Here is a 17,055-nt window from a genome sequence, read left to right on the forward strand (position 1 = left end):
CTCATTCGACGAGCTGCGCGGTCTGCGAACCGATCGTCGCGGTGCCGAGCGCGGTGCAATTGACCTGCAGGTTCGACGTGCCGCTGAACGTCAGCGTATCCGCGATGATCTTGGTGCAGGATGTGCTGGTGCCGTTGCCGCCGCTGAAGCTGAGATTGGCCTTTGGCAGGTAGATGGCACCGCCGAAATTCTGCGTAGCACCGCCGGTGAGATTGAAATTGGTCCCGGCCGGCATGTTGCGGTCGCCGTACATGACGATGCCCTTCGTTGGGCCGCTGGTCGGCCCGGTCAGGTCGACGCTCGCGTTGCTGCCGATCGAGGCGGTGCCCCAGTCGCTTCCGGAGCCCGTGAACACCAGGGTGACGCCGCTGCCGGTGATGGTGGCATTTCCGGCGACGCTCAAGCTGGCGCCATCAAGATAGTAGATGCCGGGATTGAGGTTCAGGACTGCGCCGGCGTTGACCGTGATGCTGCCCATGTAGCAGCCGGGGTCGAGCGAGTTTGTCTTTCCGTTGGCGTTGACCGTGATCTTGGCATTGCTGCAACTCGGCCGCATCGGGGGAGTGACGTCGGCGTAGGGATCGGCGACGGGCGTGATGTGCGTCTTGATTCCGTTGGTCGCCGTGATGCTGCTCGCGCCGGAGACGTCGCCAACCACGCCGACCTGGTTCGCCGCGACCGAGGCGCTGCCGGCGACGTTGAGCGAGGGGCTTGCGCTCGAGTTGCTGTAGAGATTGCACTTGATCAGGTTGAGCTGGTTGCCGCCGCTGACGTTGACAGCGGGGCTTGCGCTCCTGTTGAGCGCAAGGACGCAGCCCGTCCCGGAATTGGGCAGCGCGACCGAGCGCGCGGTGATTGGTACGCGATCCGAGCCGAACAAGGCGGACAGCAGCCGACGCTGCGGTTGACTGACGATGACTTCGATGGCCTGTGCGTTCGAGGCCTGACTGCCTGTTTTGGGTGGCTGGTTCACCGTGACAGTGACGTCGTTCGCGCCGTCGGTGTAACCATAATTTGCCGCGACCGCCTTGGCTTCCGACGAGGGGTCGCCGCCGACACTGGCAGCCGTCGCAGCGCTGACTGCGCCGGAATCTGCAACGCTCTGCATGTTCTTGTGCTTGTAGTACCACCAGCCCACTTCCGTTCCGAGGCCGGCAGTGCCGACCAGGACCGGCATGAGCAGCGCAGAAATGAGCACGTAACTGCCCGTCTCGTCGCGGATGAACCGTTCGAGCAAATGATCCCTAGCGCTCGAAGGTACACCGAACGAACGGCTGAAAATTCTCCGGAGGTCCATGCTTCCTGCCTGCTTGCCACTTTATCCCGAGGCAATGTGGTGCGGGCCGGCTTAAATGGGCCCCAATGGAAGCCTGACAATTTTAGATATCGGCGAACATTCAGCCGGCATTCATGGCCGCAATCTTATGGAATGAAGCCGCATCCAGGAGAAGTCAGATGGAATTGCACTCTGCAATTGTTACCACCAGCATTATAAGTCTGCCGGTTTTACCCGCCTTACGAGAGTTGCGAGAGCCGAAGGATCACGGCTGCTTCAGCGCGCCGGGAAAATGCCGCTGCAGCACCGCGGTTGGCGTGGCATAGGCCTCCTGCAGATCGACGCTCCAATACTTCAGCTCGTCGAGCGGGATGCGGACGTCGGTGATCGCGCAGCGCACGAAGGTCCCCGGCGAGATCACGCGGAAATCGCCGTCGAGATATTGCACCTGCGCTTCGCCATGGCCCGAGGGGCCGAACTTGTTCAGCACGGTCGAAAGTCTCCGTGGGAGGCCTCTCCATGGAAAGCCGTGGAAGGCACGATGTGTTGGACGGGATGTAGCATAGATGGGGTGGCTTGTCCGCCCGTTAAACCCACCGGTTCGTGATGATTTGCCGCCGTTTTCGCATGATAAGGCTTCGGTCGAAGGGGCGCCGGTTCCGGCAGCTCCTGCCGCAGAGTCCGATGCGCCTTCGCCTCGCCGCTTTGTTCCTGACGCTGCTGATGTCGGCCGCGCACGCCGCCCCGGCGCCGCAGCCGGTCGAGATTCGGCTCGCCTCCGGGGTGCTCCATGCGCAGCTCTACAAGCCCGCGGGCGAGGGGCCGTTCCCGGCCGTGATCGCGCTGCACGGCTGCGGCGGGCTGGGTAGCCATTCCGATCCCGTGCTGCCGCGCTATCGCGATTGGGCCGAACGCCTGCTCAAGGCCGGCAATGCCGTGCTGCTGCCCGACAGCTACGGCTCGCGCGAGCTCGGCCCGCAATGCCGCGTCAAGGAGATGCACGTCAAGGCGCGGCGCGAACGCGTCGCCGATATCGCGGCCGCGCGCGCCTGGCTGATGCAGCAGCCTTTCGTGGCGCGGGACCGTGTCAGCCTGATCGGCTGGGCCAATGGTGCGAGCGCGCTGCTCTGGGCCGTGCGTCCGCAGAGCGCGGGGCGCGATCACGGTCCGGACTTCCGCGCCGCGATTGCGTTCTATCCGGATTGCCGGATCTCGGCGGGCCTCGGCTGGAGCACGCGGGTGCCGACGCTGGTCTTGATCGGCGCCGATGACGAGGTGTCGTCGCCGCCGGCCTGCCGCCAGATGGTGGACGGCGCGCGCGGCCGCAGCGCGCTGGCGCGCATCGTGGTCTATCCCGGCGCCGATCACGATTTCGACCGCGCCAGCACGCCGCTGCACGCCGCCGCTGCGCCCGAGCACGGGGATGCCGAGGCCCGCGCCGCCTCGCAGAAGGACGTCGCGCAATGGCTGGCGCGGTGAGGGTGGTGCCGCCGCGCTTGGCCTCGCCTTAGTTCGACCACGATATCGATTAAACGCATCTCACATGCATGGCCGCATCACGCTCTTCGCCTCCGCCCTGATCGTCTTCACCGTCGCGATCCTGCTGTTCGAAGCCCACGCCTCCCATCGCGCGCCGGACCATTGCGGCTTCTGGACCACGATCGAGGCGGGATTGTCGTGTCGCTGAAGTAGATTTGAATGGGAGACGCGCTGTCGCCACATCGTCATTGCGAGCGCAGCGAAGCAATCCAGAATCCCTCCGCGGAAGCAGTCTGGATTGCTTCGTCGCAAGGGCTCCTCGCAATGACGCGGATAGAGCCCGTCCTCCCTCCTCAGAACAAGCTGCCCTGATCCACCGGCTTGACCAACCGCCTCGGCGCCGGCTTGGTCTCCGCCGCCGGCTTGGGCTGCGCCGGCGCGCGCCTCTCCGCGGGCGCCGGGCGATCCGCATCCGCCGTTGCGCCGACACGGCCGTCCGCGAACTCGATCTCGACCCGCGCGCCGGGGCCGATCGCATCAGCCGCATGCACGGGATGGCCGGCCTCGTCGCGCACCAGCGCAAAGCCGCGCGCGAGCACGCTGCGATAGGACAGCGCGGAGAGCAGCTTGCCGCTGTTCTCGACCCGCGCCTCTAATCGGTGCAGCAGCGTGACAAGCGCGCGCTGCGCCCGCTCAGTCAGACGATGCGTGCGCTCGCGCTGGCGGGCAATCGCGTTGCGCTGTGCCTGCGCATTCGCAAGCTTTGAGGCCCGCAGCCGCACCTCCAGTCCCGCAAAGCGGTCGCGCCGCCGCCGCAGCAGCGAGCGCGCGGAGAGACCAAGCCGCTCGCCGCACACGGTGAGGCGATGATCGGCCTGCGAGATCTGGCCGTGCAGCACGCGCAGCGTCAGTTTCGCGCTGGCCGCGGTGAACCTGCGGAAATGCGCGTGCGTGTTGGCCTTGAGGCAGCGGGGCAGGGACGCGCCGGCCGAATCCAGCCGCTGCCGCGGGATCGCGAGCAGATCGCCGGCCGCCGGCAGCGCGCGCGCGGCGGCGCGCAGCTCGCTGCGGCGGCTCTCCTGGGCGCGCTGCCAATAGGCGCGGGTGCGGCGCCCGAGATCGCCCACCTCGACGAACAGGTCGCTGCGCACCGGCACGGCCATCTCGGCCGCCGCCGTCGGCGTCGGCGCGCGCTTGTCGGCGACGAAATCGATCAGCGTGATGTCGGTCTCGTGCCCCACCGCCGAGATCAGCGGGATCATGCTCTCAGCTGCGGCGCGCACCACGATCTCCTCGTTGAACGACCAGAGATCCTCCAGCGAGCCGCCGCCGCGCGCGACGATCAGCACGTCGGGCCGCGGAATCCTGCCGCCCTCGGAGAGCGCGTTGAAACCGCGGATCGCGGCCGCCACCTGCTCGGCCGAGCCGTCGCCCTGCACCTTGACCGGCCACACCAGCACGCGGCGGGGAAAGCGGTCCTCCAGCCGATGCAGGATGTCGCGGATGACGGCGCCGGTCGGCGAGGTCACGACGCCGATCACCTCCGGCAGCCAGGGCAGCAGCTGCTTGCGCGACTCGTCGAACAGGCCCTCGGTGGCGAGCTTCTTCTTGCGCTCCTCCATCAGCGCCATCAGCGCGCCGATGCCGGCCGGCTCCAGCGCCTCGATCACGATCTGGTATTTCGAGGAGCCCGGATAGGTCGTCAGCTTGCCGGTGGCGATGACCTCGAGCCCCTCCTGCGGCTTGAAGCGCATCCGGCTATGCACGCCCTTCCAGATCACCGCCTCGATCTTGGCGCTCTCGTCCTTGAGCGCGAAATAGCAATGGCCGGAGGAATGGGCCCCGCGAAAGCCGGAGATCTCGCCGCGGACGCGGACATGGCCGAAGGCGTCCTCGACCGTCCGCTTCAGGGACAGGGACAGTTCGGAGACGGTGAATTCAGGCGCGTTGAGCAGTTGTTCCGCAGGCGGCATAGCAAACGATTCGGCATTTTGGGGTCAGGCCCGACGTTAAGGATTTTCGCGCCGCAGCGCCAATCGATTCGCTAGCCCCAAGGAACCGCAGCTTGGAAGGCAACTTGACTCGACCTAGATTTCATATATGAAATTTACAAATCATATATAAATCAGAGGAAGCGGCCCCATGGCTGTGGTCACCGATCCCGACGACCCGCGCGGACGCATGTTCGGGCAGTACCAGCTCAAGCCGAATAGCGGGGTCAATCCGCCCTATTCGCCGGCTTATCCGGTGGAGTGGGGCTGCACCTTGCGCACCGTCGAGATCATGACCCGTGTCGCGCCCGGCAAGGTCGCGACCTTGCTCGCAGAGACGCCGTTCGAGATCGCCAGCGACCGCGTGGCGTTCCGCTTCATGCGTTCGCCTGGCCATTCTCTCGCCGTGCATGCGGGCGAGATGTTCGATCTGATGATCTCGGTGCCCGTGCGCTACAAGGGGCTGTTCACCGAGACGCACATCTTCATGTATTGCAGCGATCCCATGGGGATCTGTGCCGGACGCGAGGTGTTCGGCTACACCAAGAAGGATGCGCATTACGCCTTCGACGAGCATGCCGATGGATCGATCACCGGATGGGTGCGGCGCCGCGGCATTCCGCTCGCCGATTTCGCCTTTACGCCGGATCCGTCCGCGCCGGTCGTCCGCATCGTCGACGGCGATAAGCTGCCGGCCGGTGAGATCCATGTGCGCCGTCTGCCGCATCCCGAGCGGCTCGGCACGGCCTATGCGGACATCGCCTACCGCCGCACGCCGTTGAAATATTCGACGCCGGTGCCCGGCCGCGCCGCGATGACGCTGCACGGCACCGCGTACGATCCGATTGCCGAGCTCGAGCCGGAGATTCTCGGCGCGCATTTCATGGTGTCGGACGTCTATGGCGGCGGATTCGAGGTCGAGGACCGCAGGCTCATCGAGCGCCTCACACCCTGAACGACAAGATCAGCCTGCGTGCCATGTACATGCGGGCGGCGAAAACTGGGAAGAAACACGCACAGGGCAAAGGAGGGTCTGCCCATGGCAGCACGATTTCGGGTGAGCCGCCGCCGGCTGCTGGCTGGCGCCGGCGGATTGGCGCTGGGCATGACGGGGCTCGGTGCACGGGCGCAAGACGCAAAGCCGCTGCGCATTGGCGTGCTGACGGATATGTCCAGCCTCTATGCCGATGTCACCGGCCCGGGCTCGCTGTTGGCTGCCAAAATGGCGGTCGAGGATTTCCAGGCTTCGGGTCCAAAGCTGACCCGGCCGGTCGAGATCATCAGCGGCGACCACATGAACAAGGCCGATCTCGGCGCCAACATCGCGCGCGAGTGGATCGATCGGCAAGGCGTCGATGTCATCGTCGATGCGCCGAATTCGGCCGTCGCCCTCGCGGTGCGCAACGTCGTGCAGCAGAACAACAAGACGCTGCTGGTCTCCGGCGCCTCGTCGTCGGACCTGACCGGCAAGTCCTGCTCGCCCAATCTCGTGCACTGGACCTACGACACCTACGCGCTCTCGTCGGGTGTCGCGCGCGCCGTCGTCGAGAGCGGCGGCAAGAGCTGGTTCCTGCTCACGGCCGACTATGCCTTCGGCCATGCCATGGAGGGCGACATCAAGAACGTCGTGCAGAAATTCGGCGGCAAGGTTCTCGGCGGCGTCCGCACGCCGATCAACACGCAGGATTTCTCATCCTTCCTGTTGCAGGCGCAAGCTTCGAAGGCGGAGATCATCGCCTTGATCAATGCCGGCGGCGATACCATCAACTCCATCAAGCAGGCGGTCGAATTCGGCATTCCCCAAGGCGGCCAGCGCGTGGTGGCGACGGTGCTGTATCTCAGCGACGTCCATTCGCTCGGCCTGAAGATTGCGCAAGGGCTGCAGTTCACCGAATCCTTCTACTGGGATCTGAATGACGACACCCGGGCCTGGACCAAGCGCTTCGCTCCGCGCAACAACGGCCGTTATCCGACCGCGCTGCATGCGGGCGCCTATGCCACGACGCTGCACTACCTCAAAGCCGTCGATGCGCTCGGCGCCTCCAGCGACGGCAAGGCCGTGGTCGAACAGATGAAGAAGCTGCCGACCGATGATCCCCTGTTCGGCAAGGGCAGCGTGCGCGCCGACGGTCGCAAGCTGCACAACATGTATCTGTTCGAGGTGAAGACTCCCGGTGAGTCCAAATACCCCTGGGACTATTACAAGCTGGTCAAGACCATCGCGCCGTCCGAGGCCTGGCGGCCGCTGGCGGATGGCGGCTGCGAGTTCCTGAAGTCGTGAGTGGCACTGATCGGCCGGTCGCGCTGGTCACGGGCGGCGGGGGCGATATCGGGCGCGCCATTGCGCTGAAGTTGGCGCAGATGAGCGCTGCGGTCGCGATCGTCGACCGCGACGAAGCGGCTGCACGCGCCACCGCGCAGCTGGTCGAGAAGGCCGGGGCAAGGGCGCTCGCCATCCGCGCGGATGTCTCCCTCGCTCAGGATACGATCGCATTCGTAGAGGCGACCGAAGCACGTCTGGGGCCGATCGGCATCTTCGCCAACAACGCGGGCATCGAGGGCGTCGTCGCTCCTCTTCACGAATATCCCGACGAAACGTTCGATCAATTGCTGCAGGTGAACGTCAAGGGCGTTTTTCTCGGCCTCAAGCACGTGATCGCCAGGATGATGCAACGCGGGACGGGCGCGATCATCAACACCGCATCGACGTCCGCGATCCGCGGACGTGCAGGGCTCGCAGGCTACGTCGCCTCCAAGCACGCCGTGCTCGGACTGACGCGCACGGCAGCGCTCGATGTCGCCGGAACGAAGATCAGGATCAACGCCGTTCTGCCCGGTCCGGTCGAGTCGCGCATGATCCGGGAGTTGGAAGGCCAGGCGCGCGAGGGCGCCATCACAATGCGTCGAAATGCTGCGAGCGCGCACGGACGACCGCAGGACGTCGCGAACATCGTTGCCTTCCTCGCATCCGACGAGGCTGCTCACGTGAACGGCGCGGCCTGGATCGTCGATGCCGGCATGACCGCCGGTTAGAGCGTGAGCGTCCATTTTGAAATGCCCGTGTTTGCCATCGTATCCGCAAAATGCTCGGCGTCGCCGTAGTGAACATCCGGCAAGCCTTCAAAGCGCGTCGCGAGCCCGTCTCGTACGTTGCGTTTGCCTTCGAAGCGGGAGCCCCAAGGCTTGCTTCCCCTCGGCATCTCCAAGATACAATCGTCAGCAAAGAACTCCATGATGGAATCCAAGTCGTGCGCGTTGAACGCTTCACCCGGCGCCGTCAATTTCCATCGGATGTCCATCCTTCCCTCCATCGAGTTCTCGGAAGGGATACAATAACATAAGGGCACACAGGTGAGTTGAAGGGCCGATTAGACGTTTGGTCGATGTCGCCTTCGGGTCATCAGCGCCGTTTGGAAGCTCGGCGGTCGCTCCCGCTCTGTCCCAACCAACGTGTACGCCGCCTGAACCTCGCCTAAGGGCCACAAGCGGCGGTCGAAGTGAGCACGGCCCCCGCGTCCGATCTACCGTGCATGTGAGCCAACAGCTGTAAGGCCGATGAAGTGCTGGCGCTTTCGCTCTGACGCACGACTATTTTAATATCCGAGCAAGTGAGAGCGGCCCAAAGCCGCCCTCACTCGCCACTGCCGATCTTTGATGCCGGCGGTTGATCAGCTAGCTCAACGCTCAGTCTTGTCGATGTCGGCCCTGGTTTTCTTCACCGTATCAGCAACTCTCTCAGTACGTTCGGCCGCTTCTTTGCGTACCACCAGTTCTTCACCGGCTCGAGTCTCCTTCTGGACTACGGGCTCCTCATGCAGCTCTCGCACCTCGTACTCCCGTTCCGTTGGTTGCCCTGTCGCAGCTCCCGTAGCTGGACGGCGCTCGATGACAGTTCGCTCATCGCGCAGTTGTACGTCCTTTTGTACAGGCTCCTCGACTACGTAAGTTCTTATATGCTTGACGGTTTCGGTGGCCCGTTTGCCCACCTTCAATTCTTCTTCCGGGAGAGGGATAACCTTCTCGGGTTCGTCGCCTTGAGAGTCATACCCTTCTTGCCTCACCGAGGGTCCTGACACTCCGCTTCCGACCGCTGTCGAGCCGCCCCCATTTTCTTCGTGGATCTCGACCGGATTGTACTCCTGCAGCACACCTTCGATGCGTTCGAGATCGGCCATGGTGGGAGCATCCACTAGCACCGACAATGCGGTGCCGCCCCTTTCCATGTGGCTTTCATACAGGCGGCGCTCGTCTGCCGGTACATCGCTTCCAAACAGCCAGTCCCAGAAACTTCCTCCATCCGAGCTTTCGCTTGCTCTTTCGCTGCTTGACTGTGATGGCTGATTGCTCAGCCTCACATGATCTGCTGGAACGCCTGAACCGACCACAGCACGGTACGCTTCCTCTGCATCGTTACGAGAGTTGTATACTGCTACCACGCATTGTCCTTGCATGTTTGCCTCCTCTATGGACATGCGCCCAACGCCAGAGACAACGCATCGTTCTTAATTTTTTCGCAAGGTTTGCGAAGCGCTCGCTATAGACGGGGCTGCCGGGCAACGACGCGAGCTTGGAGCTACCGCTCTTAGATTTGGACCGGCGGCGATGCGAGCATACTGTCAGGCTGCAAATCAGCTTATCGAACACTCACCTCGTCCTTAGTCCGACAAAACCCGGAGCGATTGCGTAACCATCCATGCCGCGAATGAAGCCACGGTCGCCAAAGACGATCGTTTGGAGCCGCTCGTCCGCGCGCGACCACCTTCCTGATCATCTGCCAGAGATGATGCATGATCAGGTCGCCTGCCTCAACGAACGAGGGACAAAGCGCTGAAGCGACGCCTTTCGGTGAGCTGACGAACTTGGTTGTTCGAGCTGAAGTCGATTTCTCGGGTTGCTGTTGTCAACGACGGGAGATTTGCGCCGACACTGTTGGATTCACCGCACCGGCTTGGCCTGCAAAGAACGCCGCCAAAGCGCCCAGTAACAATGCCACTGCCGCGAACAATGCACCTTGTGAGACGCGCTTGGCAGCTGTATCCGCCGCCTGCTTTGCCTGCTCCTTCGTCTTGGCTACCGCATCCTTATATTGCTGTTGGTACTGACTGATCTGCGCCTTTGCTTCGTCTTGAGATATATTCTGAGCCTTGGCTAGAGCCTCGGCTGCCTTGTCGTTAGCCGCTGCCTGCTGAGAAGCGTCACCCGTTAGCGCCGCGCGGACGGCTGTGGCCGCGGCATCACGAAGCGCGGCGGGATCTTGCCCTCCCGAGGCGCCTTTAACTTTGCTTTCGATGGCAGCCATCGGGTCGCTAACATTGTTCAGCGTAGGCGCTGCCGCTTGAACTGCCGTTTGGACCGACCCTCCCAGCGCTTTGCCCGCTCCGCCCAAAGCGGAAGATGCTGTGCTGAGAGCGCCACCAGCCAAGCCGGAAGCGGCGGAAGAAAGCAGATACATCACCGCCAGCGTTGAGACTGCCCATGACATTAATCCATGATAAGCCGTCGTTGAAGCAGACGCCTTGCCAGAAAGCCGACCGGCTATGTAGCCGCCCAGTGCCGCAGCCAGAATGCCGGAAACTATAAACCAGATACCTGCACCAACCGACATCGAGCTTGCGCTGGGCGTGCTACCTTCCCCAACGTCTACCGTGGATAAACCCACGCCAAGGCCGATCATGTTTAGAATAATCTGCATCACAAGCGCGATGGCTGCACCCGCGAAAACCGCGCCCCACGCAACCTGATTCAACATGATTGTGCGAATTTCGTCGGCGGGAACGACATCGCTCGTCTGAGGGGGCGTGCGGTGGCTTGAATGAACCATTTCGGGAGAGTTGGCCATGACGTTGATCCTTGAAGTCTGTTTGATGCCGCAACTTGCTTTTGCGTCCGACGTTCCTAAAATCGCAGACCTCAACTGCAAGCCCTTGCAGCACGGCCACTCAAATGCCCGCTAGCGTGCACCTCCGAACTGTCCCTCCGCCGAGTTCGAGCAGAGCGGCTCTCCGACTGGGGAAGTGAAGGCACAAGACTGCCCTGCTTCATTCACCTCCCAATGAGCGAAGCCGACCGTAGCAGGCAGGCGCAAATGTCCGCTCTGGTCAAAAGAGCCGGCGCGAACGACCCTGCGTCACTTCCGTTGTCCCCCCGATCAGCTGACCATATCTGAACCAAACCGAACTTCGCCATCGGGTCACAAGCTGCCGATCACGCCCAAAGGTCCGAGCTTCCGCTTTACTGGTAAGCCGACGTTTATGCGTCCACGTCCTAGGAAACGCCGCCGATCTTCTCGGACACGATCCTGGCGGCGCTACGCAGCTCCGCGGCGATGGTGCTGGCCTCGGTTGCCGGGATCTGATCCTGCCTCACCAGCGGCACGGTCATCGCGGCCACCGCACGGCCGGAGACTTCGATGATAGGGCAGCTATAGGCAAGGATGCGCGTATAGCCGTCGTCGTTGGAGAAGTTTCCACCCTCCGAGGAAATGCGGTGGAGCGCCGCAAGCGCCTTCTTGGTGCTGATCCGGTCATTGGTCGCGATGACCTGCGCCAGCTCCTGGCGCCGGCCCTCGAGCTGAAAGGCCGCCAGAACCTTCGCCGACGCGTATTGCTGGGTGAGCGGAAACACCGCGCCGACCTTGACCGACCAGCCCATCAACCATTCCGGCTCGATCCGGGCGATCACCATGAACTGCTCGCCGTGCAGCACCGTCAGGTGGCAGGACAGTTGGACGCGCGAGGCGAGCTGCTCCATGACCGGCAGCGCGGCCTTCAGCAGCCGCTCGGTCGGCGGGAATTGCGAGGCGATCCGGAACAGCTTCAGCGTCAAAGTGTATTCGCCGGTCGCGGGGTCGCGCGCGACATAGCCCCGGCGCTCCAGCGCCACCAGCATCCGGAAGATCTCGCTGACGGAGCGCCCGACGCGTTCGGCGAGTTGCTTCTGGCTCATCCCGCGTGCAGCGCCCGCCAGCGCCTCCAGAAGGTCCAGCCCTTTCTCCAGGGCGGGCGCGCCCGCTTGCGGCTTCTCAGTCATTCTTTGGGCCTTGTTGGATCAGCGCCCGCGAGCACACGGGGAAATGCAATTCCCGTGTAGCCGATCGCTCGCATGGCGAAAAGTCATTCGCCAGCAAGCGCCTGGAATGATCGAGCACATCGAATGGCGGGGAGTTCGCGCCGTTTCCTCTTGAGCCCCACCCCGATTCATGCGACCTCCGCCCCCAGCAAAACCCCTTATTCTGAGCCTTCGATGCACATTCTCCTGCTCGGTTCCGGCGGCCGCGAACATGCTCTGGCGTGGAAGATCGCAGCCTCTCCCTTGGTGACCAAATTCTGGTGCGCGCCCGGCAATGCCGGCATCGCCAGGGAGGCGGAATGCGTGGCGCTGGATGTCGCCGACCATGCCGCCGTGATCGACTTCTGCAAACAGAACGCGGTCGCGCTCGTGGTGGTCGGGCCGGAGACGCCACTGGCGGCCGGCATCGTCGATGATCTCACCAAAGCCGGCATCAAGGCGTTCGGGCCGAGCAAGGTGGCGGCCCAGCTCGAAAGCTCCAAGGGGTTCACCAAGGCGCTGTGCACCGAGTTTGGCATTCCGACCGGCGCCTACAAGCGATTCACCAATGCCGATGACGCGCGCGCCTATGTGCAGAGCCAGGGCGCGCCGATCGTGGTCAAGGCCGACGGCCTTGCCGCCGGCAAGGGCGTGGTCGTTGCGAAAACCGTGCGCGAGGCCGAGGACGCCATCGCCATGATGTTCGAGGGCGCCTTCGGCGAGGCCGGCGCCGAGGTCGTGATCGAGGAGTTTCTGCCGGGCCGCGAGATCAGCTTCTTTGCGCTGTGCGACGGCGACACCGCGATTCCGCTGGCCTCCGCCCAGGACCATAAGCGCGTGTTCGACCACGATGTCGGCCCGAACACCGGCGGCATGGGCGCCTATTCGCCGACGCCGCTGGTGACGCCTGCCGTCCACGACGCGATCATGGCCAAAATCATCCTGCCGACGGTGGCAGGCATGAAGCAGCGCGGCACGCCGTTCCGCGGCGTGCTCTATGCCGGGATCATGCTGACGACGCAGGGCCCAAAACTGTTCGAGTTCAACGTCCGCTTCGGCGATCCCGAGTGCCAGGTCTTGATGCTGCGCATGATGAGCGACATCGTGCCGGCGCTGCTCGCCGCCTGCGACGGGGAGCTGAAGCATTTCGACCTGCGCTGGCACAAGGAATCCGCGCTGACCGTGGTGATGGCGGCGAAGGGCTATCCCGGCGACTACCAGAAGGGCACGCGCATCGGCGGGCTGGAAGAGGCTGCCAAGGTCGACAATGTCGAGATCTTCCACGCCGGCACGGTGGCCAAGGACGGCGCGGTCCTCGCCAATGGCGGCCGCGTGCTCAATGTCTGCGCGCTAGGGGCGACCGTGACGGAAGCGCAGGCGCGCGCCTATCAAGCCGTCGACCGCATCGACTGGCCGGACGGCTTCTGCCGCCGCGACATCGGCTGGCAGGCGGTGGAGGCGGAAAAGGCCAAAAATTAGCGTGTCATTGCGGACGGCGCCCCCAAACGCGCCGGTCCGGAATCGCGACGTTCGCGTCACCGCGCCGCCACATCTACACTCCAGAATATGCAATCGTCAGTTGGGGTTAGTTGCCCCGACGATAATACCGGCACTGTGCATGGGGTTGTTTTCGACACTTTTTGTCGAGCGGCCCCGCCACCGGCCAACAAGGATGCAACAAGATGTCCGATCTCGCCGACCTCTATCCGGGCTTCGCCGCCGAATGGATCGATACCTCGTTCGGCCGCATCTTCGCCCGCGTCGGCGGCAAGGGCCCGCCGCTGCTGCTCCTGCACGGCTTCTCCGAGACCCACGTGATGTGGCACCAGGTGGCGCCTGAACTCGCCGAGCACTTCACGCTGATCATCGCCGACCTGCCGGGCTACGGCTGGTCCGACATGCCCGCGAGCGATGCGCTGCACATCCCCTACTCTAAGCGCGCCATGGCGAAAGCCATGGTCGAGGTGATGGAGCGGCTCGGCCACGTGCATTTCGCGCTCGCCGGCCACGACCGCGGCGGCCGCGTGTCGTATCGGCTCGCGCTCGACCATCCCGGCCGGCTGTCGAAGCTCGCCGTGCTCGATATCCTGCCGACCTATAATTACTGGGAGCGGATGAACCGCGCCTATGCCTTGAAGATCTATCACTGGACCTTCCTGGCGCAGCCCTATCCGCTGCCGGAGACGCTGATCGCAGGCCAAGGCGAGTTCTTCCTGCGCTTCAAGATGGCGAGCCAGACCAAGTCGAAGACGCTGGACGCGATCGACCCGCGCGCGCTCGAGCACTACCTCGCCCCGTTCCGCGATCCCGCCCGCATCCACGCGATGTGCGAGGACTACCGCGCCGGCGCCTATTTCGACTACGACCTCGACAAGGCCGATTTCGAGGCCGGCAAGAAGATCACCATTCCGATGCTGGCGCTGTGGGGCAATGCCGGCATCGCCCAGGCCGCCGCGACGCCGCTCGACACCTGGACACAATGGGCCACCAACGCCTCCGGCATGCCGGTGGATTCCGGCCACTTCCTCACGGAGGAGAATCCCGATGTGACAGCGAGGGCGCTGCGCGAGTTCTTCTTGGCCTGACGATCTTGTAGCCCGGATGGAGCGCAGCGAAATCCGGGATTCTCTCCTCGCCGCGGCACTGTCCCGGATTGCGCTTCGCTCCATCCGGGCTACGCGACTCCGACCTACCGCCGCTCCCGGAAGAACTCCTTCAGCAGCCGCGCCGCCTCGCTCTCGCCGACGCCGGAATAGACGTCCGGCGCGTGGTGGCAGGTCGGCGAGGCAAAGAACCGCACGCCTGACTCCACCGCGCCGCCCTTGGGGTCGGCCGCGCCGTAATAGAGCCGCCTCACCCTTGCAAACGAGATCGCGCCCGCACACATGGTGCAGGGCTCCAGCGTCACGTAGAGGTCGCAGTCGACCAGCCGCTCGCTGCCGATCTTCGCGGCGGCCGCGCGCAGCGCGATGATCTCGGCATGGGCGGTCGGATCATGGTCGGTCAGCGTCCGGTTGGCGCCGGTGGCGATCACCTCGAGATCGCGGACCACTACGCAGCCAACAGGAACTTCGCCCGCTTTTCCGGCATTTTCGGCCGCCAGAAGCGCCAAATCCATGAAAGAAGGGGCTTTCATGCCTCGTATCATCGCCAGAAACCTGCTACTAGCTCCGCCTTCAGCAAGAGTGGATACCGATTTTGCCTGAGCATGCCGCTCGCAGCGAGCGCGCACAATGCTCGCGCCACCCCTTAAGTGAGATTAGTCATGCCTCGCGACAGCGACAAAGACAACGATTCCCGCGGCCGGCGAGGCCCGGCCAAAGGCCGTAGCGGCAAGCCGCGCGGGCCAGAGAAGAAATTCGCCAAGCGCAGCTTCGAGGGCAAGGGTGAGGGTAAGGGCGCGCGCGACAGCCGCCCGCCCCGTGGCGACCGTGACAGCCGTCCATTCCGCCGCCGCGAGGAGGGCGACGCACCGCGCCGCGATTTCAGTGACCGTCCCCGCTTCAAGCGCGACGACCGCGGCAGCGAAGGCCGCGGCGAGCGCAGCTTCAAGCCGCGCGGCGATCGCCCGTCATTTGGCCGCGACGATCGTCCGCCGCGCAGGGATCGCGACGATGCCCGCTCGGCCGGCCGCTCCAGCGACAGGAAGTTCGGCGACAAGAAGCCCTACGCGCCGCGCGGCGACCGTCCAGAGCGCAAGTTCGACGGCGAACGGAAATTTTCGCGAGGCGGGCCGGATCGCCAACGCGACCGTGGGGATCGCGGACCGCGCGAGGATCGTGGCGAACGCAGCTTCAAGCCGCGCGGCGACCGTCCGAATTTCGATCGCGGTGATCGCGCACCGCGCGGGGATCGCCCACGCAAAAGCTTCGACAAGGATTTCGGCGGCCGTGATCGCGGCGACGAGAAGCCCTGGCGTCAGCGCGACGAGCGCCGTGGGGGCGGTCGTGACGATGAACGTCCGCGTTTCTCTCGCTCGCGCGACGACCGCGCATCCGGTGACCGCCCGTTCCGCGAGCGGCCGAAATTCGATCGGCCCCGTGACCGCGACAGCGAACGCGGTGACCGTCCGAAATTCGATCGCCCACGCCAGCGCCCCGAAGGCCGCATGGACTGGCAGGAGCATCCCCGCAACGAGGGCCGCTTCCGCGACCGTCCGCGCCGCGACAACGAGGACGACAGCAGGATCTTCGAGAAGCGTCCCGCCTTCGGCGGCCGCGGCGCTTATCGCGAGCGCGATCGTGATTTCGAGGGCCGGCCGCGCCGCGACGACGCGCCGAAGCCGAAGAAGGCCGGCGAGCGCATCGCCAAGGTGCTGGCCCGCGCCGGGCTTGCCTCGCGCCGCGATGCCGAGGAGATGGTCACGCAGGGCCGCGTCACCGTCAACGGCCGCGTGATCAATTCGCCGGCGCTCGACGTCACCAAGAACGACGTCGTCATGGTCGACGGCAAGCCGTTGCCGGAGCGCGAGCGCACGCGGCTTTTCCTCTACCACAAGCCGCGCGGGCTGATGACGACGCATGACGACCCCGAGGGCCGTCCGACCGTGTTCGACAATCTGCCCGAAGGGCTGCCGCGCCTGATCAGCGTCGGCCGGCTCGACTTCAACACCGAAGGGCTCTTGCTGCTCACGAACGATGGCGGCCTCGCGCGCACGCTCGAGCTGCCGGACACCGGCTGGCTGCGCCGCTACCGCGTCCGCGCCCATGGCGACGTCACCCAGGCGCAGCTCGACGAGCTCAAGAACGGCATCGAGGTCGAGGGCGTCAAATATGGTCCGATCGAGGCTACGCTGGAGCGCGACCAGGGCGCCAATGTCTGGCTGGTGTTCGCGATCCGCGAGGGCAAGAACCGCGAGGTGCGCAATGTCTGCGCCCATCTCGGCCTCGAGGTGAACCGGCTGATCCGCGTCTCCTACGGACCGTTCCAGCTCGGCGAGATTCCGGAAGGCCAGGTCGAGGAGATCCGCGCGCGCGTGCTGCGCGAGCAGCTCGGCGACAAGGTGATCGAGAAGTCGGGCGCGCAGTTCGACGCGCCCTCGAAGTCATCTTCGCGTGGCGACGACGCGACCAGCGAGAAGAAGCCCGCCAGCAAGCGCGCCGTCATCAACGACCGCAAGGGCCGCCGCGTGCTGGTGCAGCGCACCGGCAGCGAGGAGGCGCGCGAGCGCAACGAGATGGAGGCGAGCGGCTACGGCCCGCCGCGCCGTCCCAAGCGCGGCTATCACGGCAAGCGTGACCTGACGCCGCGGGAGGATTGAAG

At 64.6% G+C, this 17,055-nt stretch carries 16 protein-coding genes; 8 read left to right on the forward strand and 8 right to left on the reverse strand.

What is annotated here, in order from left to right; genetic code table 11:
• Window position 1: 1 nt before the first annotated feature.
• Together I6F24_RS16260 and I6F24_RS16265 are read right to left on the reverse strand one after the other, a co-directional pair.
• On the reverse strand, window positions 2-1,297 hold the full coding sequence (locus tag I6F24_RS16260; RefSeq protein ID WP_225150972.1) for a pilus assembly protein TadG-related protein: 1,296 nt from the start codon (window positions 1,295-1,297) through the stop codon (window positions 2-4).
• Window positions 1,298-1,541: 244 nt separating this feature from the next.
• On the reverse strand, window positions 1,542-1,766 hold the full coding sequence (locus tag I6F24_RS16265) for a DUF2093 domain-containing protein (RefSeq protein ID WP_036009228.1): 225 nt from the start codon (window positions 1,764-1,766) through the stop codon (window positions 1,542-1,544).
• 194 nt (window positions 1,767-1,960) lie between these two features.
• On the opposite strand from I6F24_RS16265, the gene I6F24_RS16270 reads away from it, so the two are divergent.
• Together I6F24_RS16270 and I6F24_RS16275 are read left to right on the forward strand one after the other, a co-directional pair.
• Window positions 1,961-2,755, forward strand: coding sequence for a dienelactone hydrolase family protein (locus I6F24_RS16270; RefSeq protein WP_225150974.1), 795 nt, complete (start codon window positions 1,961-1,963; stop codon window positions 2,753-2,755).
• Window positions 2,756-2,819: 64 nt separating this feature from the next.
• Window positions 2,820-2,963 (forward strand): hypothetical protein, encoded by a 144-nt coding sequence (locus tag I6F24_RS16275; RefSeq protein WP_204347664.1) that lies wholly within the window; start codon window positions 2,820-2,822, stop codon window positions 2,961-2,963.
• Between the two features lie 145 nt (window positions 2,964-3,108).
• On the opposite strand, the gene xseA is transcribed toward I6F24_RS16275, so the two are convergent.
• Window positions 3,109-4,728, reverse strand: coding sequence for an exodeoxyribonuclease VII large subunit (xseA, locus tag I6F24_RS16280; protein WP_225150976.1), 1,620 nt, complete (start codon window positions 4,726-4,728; stop codon window positions 3,109-3,111).
• 169 nt (window positions 4,729-4,897) lie between these two features.
• Here xseA and I6F24_RS16285 point away from each other — a divergent pair, with 169 nt between their 5' ends.
• The 3 genes from I6F24_RS16285 (at window position 4,898) to I6F24_RS16295 (ending at window position 7,779) form a co-directional block, all read left to right on the forward strand.
• Window positions 4,898-5,701: an acetoacetate decarboxylase family protein gene (locus tag I6F24_RS16285; protein ID WP_225150978.1), complete on the forward strand. Its 804-nt coding sequence runs from the start codon at window positions 4,898-4,900 to the stop codon at window positions 5,699-5,701.
• 150 nt (window positions 5,702-5,851) lie between these two features.
• Complete coding sequence (locus I6F24_RS16290; protein WP_225151147.1) at window positions 5,852-7,027, forward strand: ABC transporter substrate-binding protein; 1,176 nt, start codon at window positions 5,852-5,854, stop codon at window positions 7,025-7,027.
• Window positions 7,024-7,779 carry an SDR family NAD(P)-dependent oxidoreductase gene (locus tag I6F24_RS16295; protein WP_225150980.1) on the forward strand — a complete coding sequence of 252 codons (756 nt, stop codon included), beginning with the start codon at window positions 7,024-7,026 and terminating at the stop codon, window positions 7,777-7,779. Before I6F24_RS16290 ends, I6F24_RS16295 begins: the two co-directional genes overlap by 4 nt.
• On the opposite strand, the gene I6F24_RS16300 is transcribed toward I6F24_RS16295, so the two are convergent.
• The 4 genes from I6F24_RS16300 to I6F24_RS16315 form a co-directional block, all read right to left on the reverse strand.
• Window positions 7,776-8,045, reverse strand: a complete 270-nt coding sequence (locus I6F24_RS16300; RefSeq protein WP_081492967.1) for a nuclear transport factor 2 family protein — start codon at window positions 8,043-8,045, stop codon at window positions 7,776-7,778. The two genes, I6F24_RS16295 and I6F24_RS16300, sit on opposite strands and share 4 nt — an antisense overlap.
• A 378-nt stretch (window positions 8,046-8,423) precedes the next feature.
• Window positions 8,424-9,197 (reverse strand): YsnF/AvaK domain-containing protein, encoded by a 774-nt coding sequence (locus tag I6F24_RS16305; protein WP_225126859.1) that lies wholly within the window; start codon window positions 9,195-9,197, stop codon window positions 8,424-8,426.
• A 449-nt stretch (window positions 9,198-9,646) separates the two neighbouring features.
• Entirely contained in the window at window positions 9,647-10,585 is a 939-nt protein-coding gene (locus I6F24_RS16310) for a PhnA-like protein (protein WP_225150982.1), read from the reverse strand.
• Between the two features lie 425 nt (window positions 10,586-11,010).
• Window positions 11,011-11,775 (reverse strand): IclR family transcriptional regulator, encoded by a 765-nt coding sequence (locus I6F24_RS16315; RefSeq protein ID WP_225150984.1) that lies wholly within the window; start codon window positions 11,773-11,775, stop codon window positions 11,011-11,013.
• Between the two features lie 213 nt (window positions 11,776-11,988).
• Between I6F24_RS16315 and purD the strand changes: the two genes are divergently transcribed.
• Both purD and I6F24_RS16325 read left to right on the forward strand, forming a co-directional pair.
• Window positions 11,989-13,272, forward strand: a complete 1,284-nt coding sequence (purD, locus tag I6F24_RS16320; protein ID WP_225150986.1) for a phosphoribosylamine--glycine ligase — start codon at window positions 11,989-11,991, stop codon at window positions 13,270-13,272.
• 203 nt (window positions 13,273-13,475) lie between these two features.
• Complete coding sequence (locus I6F24_RS16325; protein ID WP_225150988.1) at window positions 13,476-14,378, forward strand: alpha/beta hydrolase; 903 nt, start codon at window positions 13,476-13,478, stop codon at window positions 14,376-14,378.
• 104 nt (window positions 14,379-14,482) lie between these two features.
• Here I6F24_RS16325 and tadA read toward each other — a convergent pair whose 3' ends face one another.
• Window positions 14,483-14,941 (reverse strand): tRNA adenosine(34) deaminase TadA, encoded by a 459-nt coding sequence (gene tadA / locus I6F24_RS16330; RefSeq protein ID WP_225150990.1) that lies wholly within the window; start codon window positions 14,939-14,941, stop codon window positions 14,483-14,485.
• 117 nt (window positions 14,942-15,058) lie between these two features.
• Here tadA and I6F24_RS16335 point away from each other — a divergent pair, with 117 nt between their 5' ends.
• Window positions 15,059-17,053 (forward strand): pseudouridine synthase, encoded by a 1,995-nt coding sequence (locus I6F24_RS16335; RefSeq protein WP_225150992.1) that lies wholly within the window; start codon window positions 15,059-15,061, stop codon window positions 17,051-17,053.
• Window positions 17,054-17,055 lie beyond the last annotated feature (2 nt).

Source organism: Bradyrhizobium sp. BRP23 (assembly GCF_020194135.1).
GTDB classification, from domain to species: domain Bacteria; phylum Pseudomonadota; class Alphaproteobacteria; order Rhizobiales; family Xanthobacteraceae; genus Bradyrhizobium; species Bradyrhizobium yuanmingense.

What these genes read in the sequence shown, in the direction of transcription:
- I6F24_RS16260 (WP_225150972.1), bottom strand. Translation starts at nt 1,297, where the DNA reads ATGGACCTCCGGAGAATTTTCAGCCGTTCGTTCGGTGTACCTTCGAGC.
- I6F24_RS16270 (WP_225150974.1), top strand. Translation starts at nt 1,961, where the DNA reads ATGCGCCTTCGCCTCGCCGCTTTGTTCCTGACGCTGCTGATGTCGGCC.
- I6F24_RS16275 (WP_204347664.1), top strand. Translation starts at nt 2,820, where the DNA reads ATGCATGGCCGCATCACGCTCTTCGCCTCCGCCCTGATCGTCTTCACC.
- xseA (WP_225150976.1), bottom strand. Translation starts at nt 4,728, where the DNA reads ATGCCGCCTGCGGAACAACTGCTCAACGCGCCTGAATTCACCGTCTCC.
- I6F24_RS16285 (WP_225150978.1), top strand. Translation starts at nt 4,898, where the DNA reads ATGGCTGTGGTCACCGATCCCGACGACCCGCGCGGACGCATGTTCGGG.
- I6F24_RS16290 (WP_225151147.1), top strand. Translation starts at nt 5,852, where the DNA reads ATGACGGGGCTCGGTGCACGGGCGCAAGACGCAAAGCCGCTGCGCATT.
- I6F24_RS16300 (WP_081492967.1), bottom strand. Translation starts at nt 8,045, where the DNA reads ATGGACATCCGATGGAAATTGACGGCGCCGGGTGAAGCGTTCAACGCG.
- I6F24_RS16305 (WP_225126859.1), bottom strand. Translation starts at nt 9,197, where the DNA reads ATGCAAGGACAATGCGTGGTAGCAGTATACAACTCTCGTAACGATGCA.
- I6F24_RS16310 (WP_225150982.1), bottom strand. Translation starts at nt 10,585, where the DNA reads ATGGCCAACTCTCCCGAAATGGTTCATTCAAGCCACCGCACGCCCCCT.
- I6F24_RS16315 (WP_225150984.1), bottom strand. Translation starts at nt 11,775, where the DNA reads ATGACTGAGAAGCCGCAAGCGGGCGCGCCCGCCCTGGAGAAAGGGCTG.
- purD (WP_225150986.1), top strand. Translation starts at nt 11,989, where the DNA reads ATGCACATTCTCCTGCTCGGTTCCGGCGGCCGCGAACATGCTCTGGCG.
- I6F24_RS16325 (WP_225150988.1), top strand. Translation starts at nt 13,476, where the DNA reads ATGTCCGATCTCGCCGACCTCTATCCGGGCTTCGCCGCCGAATGGATC.
- tadA (WP_225150990.1), bottom strand. Translation starts at nt 14,941, where the DNA reads ATGATACGAGGCATGAAAGCCCCTTCTTTCATGGATTTGGCGCTTCTG.
- I6F24_RS16335 (WP_225150992.1), top strand. Translation starts at nt 15,059, where the DNA reads ATGCCTCGCGACAGCGACAAAGACAACGATTCCCGCGGCCGGCGAGGC.